The organism is Nitrosomonas sp. Nm166 (genome assembly GCF_900112825.1).
Lineage (GTDB): Bacteria > Pseudomonadota > Gammaproteobacteria > Burkholderiales > Nitrosomonadaceae > Nitrosomonas.
The window spans coordinates 1-4359 of the sequence record NZ_FONE01000083.1 but is presented as its reverse complement, the minus strand read 5'-3'; the positions used below and the strand labels follow the sequence as shown (position 1 = coordinate 4359).

The 4359-nt window shown below is 51.8% G+C and carries 2 protein-coding genes; both read right to left on the bottom strand.

All coding sequences use genetic code 11. The annotated features are described in order from the left end of the window. Nucleotides 1-219: 219 nt before the first annotated feature. Entirely contained in the window at nucleotides 220-3651 is a 3432-nt protein-coding gene (locus tag BM021_RS14490) for a DEAD/DEAH box helicase family protein (RefSeq protein WP_090721697.1), read from the bottom strand. Nucleotides 3652-3688: 37 nt separating this feature from the next. Further along, the gene (locus BM021_RS14485; RefSeq protein ID WP_256207953.1) at nucleotides 3689-4213 is read right to left on the bottom strand and encodes a restriction endonuclease subunit S; all 525 of its coding nucleotides are present in this window, start codon (nucleotides 4211-4213) and stop codon (nucleotides 3689-3691) included. Nucleotides 4214-4359: the final 146 nt, after the last annotated feature.

Here is a 4359-nt window from a genome sequence, read left to right as displayed (position 1 = left end):
AAAGCTCATATCAATTAACTCAATTGTATGATTAAAAACACTATTATATCATTAATCGCATCTGAAACTGGCTCTGACCGTGCAAAGTTCTCTATCCATATGAATAAATGATCATGTTGATTTGGATCAACCATTTGCAATTAGAGATTAAGAAGGGCATCGCACAAGCCTGGTTTTGTACTTAAATAAAGCTCGTTTATTGATATTAAAACAATAGCTTCATTTGACAGCAACCATTCCGGCGTTCTTGTTGACGCAATCAATACGTTCGACAATCTGCCGACTCAATTCATCGCCAAAAACGCCGACGACGCCTGATTCATGATAATGGTTAAACGGCGTTTCAAAAATCACACGTGGTTCCATGACACCGTTTTTTACCAGATATTCGACAATTTCATTCAGGAAAGTCATTTGATCCGCATTCATTGTCGGATGTTGCGCTAAGAACCCGGCAAACACCGCTTTGGCGGCATTACGGTTCAATCCGACAATCGAACGCACCAGCTTACCGAGAGGCTCTTTACCATAAGTTTTCTGATATTCATCCTTTGGAATTGGGCCATTCTCAGCGAACAGAATTACTTCCAGCGCAGCAATATCGGTCGGTGTGATCGGTTCGTTGTTTTTCAGGCGGCGGATCGTGACGTGATCCTGATGCTCGCGGATGAAGCGCTGCACCCGCTTACGGTAATTCTGCAGACTCGGGTCGCGCTTCACGACGTCGTACTCCGCCACGTCCTGCCGGATTAATTGGTCGGTGAAATGCGTGTACACATCAATCCGTTCCTCCGGAGTGATGAAACGCGTCAACCCGCGCAGCCGCACGCGCACGTCTTCCAGCATCGGCAGCGTGACGTCCTGCCACCAGCCATCGGTTTGCAATTCCAGAATCAATGCCATTTGCGCCGCCACGCTCGGAATCGCCGCTTTATCCTCCAGTTCCCTGGCTATCTGCTGCACACTGCGCTGATAATTGGCCTGCGCTGGATTGCGCTGCAGGATTGCCAATTGCAAGTTCAGGATCAGAAAATCGAAGCGGCGCGTGTATTCGTCATCGCTGTCCACTGCAGGCAGTCCGCTGATCTGTTCCGTCAGCATCTTGACATCATGCTCGCCGAGTTTTTGCCACGCATCCCGTTGGGCATATTGTTCGACTGCCTGTAGCTGCTTGCGCACGATGAAATTATCGCGATTTAGTGTGGTCACCACGCTATGTAATTGATCCTTCAATTGCGCGGCAAAATCTCGTGTTGCCGCGCCCTCCGGCTGACCGTTTTGGAGTGCCACCGCCAGCTCCAGCCGTCGCTTGAAAATCTTCTGCTTCACTGATTCCTGCGCCGCCGCATCGTATCCGGTGGGATTGGCGTCGAAGAATTCCAGATTCTGGCAGTAATCGAAAATAATGAATTCCTTTTTGTGCTCGCCGGGCGCGAACAGGTTGTCGCACAACCGTGTGCCGCGCCCGATCATTTGCCAAAACTTGACGCGCGAGCGCACCAGCTTGAAAAACACCAGATTGACGATTTCCGGCACGTCGATACCTGTATCGAGCATGTCGACCGACACCGCGATCTGCGGAAAGCGGTGCTTTTCCTTGAAATCATCGATCAGGCTCTGCGCGTATTTCACCGAAAAATCGATTTTCTGGCAGAACTTGCCGGCATAATGCGGATAATGCTTGTCGAAGCGCTCGACGATAAAATCTGCATGCTTGCTGTTCTTGGCGAAAATGATGGTCTTGCCGAGCTGGTCGCCGCCTTCCACCTTAATGCCGTTTTCCATCAGGTACATCAATACCTGATTCACGGTGTCTTCGTTGAACAACCAATGGTTCAGCGCGGGCGGGTCGATGGCTTCTTTCAGTTCACCGCTTTCCTCGTCGTAAAAACGCTCCTGCTGTTCGTATTCTTCCTGCTCTTCCGGCGACAGGTCATAGTAATGGATGCCGTCGCGCTGAAACTTGAGCGGCACCGACATCGCGCGTGGCGGCACCAGGTATTCATCGTTCACGGCTTGTTCGAGTTCGTACGCGTAGGTCGGCTGGTGGTCGTCGAGCTCGAACAGGCGGTAAGTGTTGCGGTCTACCTCGCCGCGCGGTGTGGCGGTCAATCCCAGCAGCAGCGCGTCGAAATAATTGAAAATCGCGCCGTACTTCTGATACACCGAGCGATGGGCCTCGTCGATGATCAGCAGGTCGAAATGCGCTACGCTGAAAGTTTCTTCGATGTCGCGCCGCGTACCGTCGATGCAGTTCAGCATGGTCGGATACGTCGAAAACACCACGCGCGCATCGCACTGCATGGGTTCCAGCAGACTCGCCACCGACACATGCGGTAACAGCCGGTTAAACTCGCGTTTCGCCTGGTTCACCAGCGCGATGCGGTCGGCCAGAAACAGCACGCGCCGCGCCCAGTTGGCGCGCATCAGCATATCGACCAGCGCAATCGCCAGCCGGGTCTTGCCGGTGCCGGTCGCCATCACGATCAAACTCTTGCGCTTACGTTCACGGCCGAAATGTTCCATGACACGGGCAGCGGCTTCGATCTGGTAATGCCGTCCGGCGATGTCCGGTTTCGGCTGCAATTGATGTAAAGCCTGACGCAGGCTGCGCTGATGAATACACCATTGCAGTTCATCGCGCGTGGCAAAGCCCTGCACCTCGCGCGGCGGATAAAAACTGTCGTCCCACAGCCAGGTGGTGTAGCCGTTGGAATAATAGATGACCGGGCGCTGACCGAACTGCTGCTCCAGACAGTTCGCATACAGCGCCGCCTGGTGCTTGCCCGCGAGCGGGTCTTTACGGGTTTTCTTGGCTTCTACCAGCGCCAGCGGTTTGCCATCACTACCCCACAGCACATAATCCATATAACCGGTGCCATTGCGTTCGCCAGTAGCAGTCGGCATGCACTGGTGCACCTCAAATTCCGCAACGTTTGCCGCCTTCGGGTCCCAGCCCGCCTCGCGCAGCATCACGTCGATCATCAGCTCGCGCGTCTGCGCCTCGGTGTATTCACTGCTGCCAATGGATTGTTGATTGGCCTGCTTCAGTTGCTGCAATGCTGCCAGTTGCGTCCTCAGTTCGATCAGCTCGGCTTCGGTACGCGTGAGTTTCTCGTGCGCGGCCGTTGCGGCCGCGTCTCTGGCGGCTAATTGATCCTGTAATTGCTCTAGTTGCTGCACAGTCAGCGGCGGTGTTTGCGGTTCTGACTTCGGCAGCCAATCGGCCTGGAACGGTTGCGGCGCAACATTTTGCCGCGTGTACACGCGCGACAGCCAGCCGAGAAACATATGCAGCGCCATCGCGGCCTGCAAGCTTTCCTGTGCGGAGATATGCTGATCGCCATGCGCAGCGATGTTGCCCAGCCGGTGGATGAACTTGATATCGTGAAACAAGCCTTGGCGGATATTACCCGCAAACGTCGGCTCGTGGATCATCGCCGCCAGGCTTTTGTCGTACGGCGTTTTCAGCGCAGTATCGTTGGCGAACAACCAGCGCAGCGACAATTCCAGCGTGCGGCGTGCATAAATCGCCGCCGCGCGCGGATCGCGCAAGGCGTAGCTTTCGACTTGCTGCGCGTCGCCATGCAGAAAAGCCCAATGTTCGATCAGGAAACCGAAGTTGCTAGGTGGATTGCGGCTTTCTGACATGGTGAAGGGCTCGGTTATTCGGCTTCGGTTTGTTTGTTCAATTCGCCGCGAAGGCGCGTTGAGTGAGCGAAGAAAAAAACTCAGACAATCCAATACTACTTTTCTTTTTTTTAATCAGTGAGCCTCTAATCATATTTGCCAGAGTCGTAAACTCATCCTGCAATTTTAGAGGTGGAACTATCATTGGAATACTATTGCATATGGCTTTATTCATATATGGAACAGTTGTACTTGAAGCCATCTTAAGCATATAGCCTTTCTGAAATGAGAGCACATACATTAAAAAATTACTTCGTAATTTATTCTTACATTGAAAAGCATGTAGTTGCTGGTTTATTACCATTGGCATACCAGCTATTGAAACTACTCCAAGATCACCTACGCACGTCATTAAAACTGAGTCTTGAGGTACTACTTTAGCTTTTACCTTCTTAATCTCTTCATCAGATAATCCAATTGATTGCTTCGAATGCATTGTAGTGCCAAGATGTATAAGATCATTAGTGGTTACCCACGGTATATCTCCTGTAAAAGACTTAGGCTTATTGCGCCCTGGAACTATACAATCTGTAATTCCAATTCTATTTCATAATTGAATTTATGATCCAGGGCCATGCAACGATGGATTGGACACATTCACGATCCTTTTCCATGTCATACAGTGCCGCTTCCAGGTGATTTTCAAGTGCGTCCAGGCTGTCGAATACA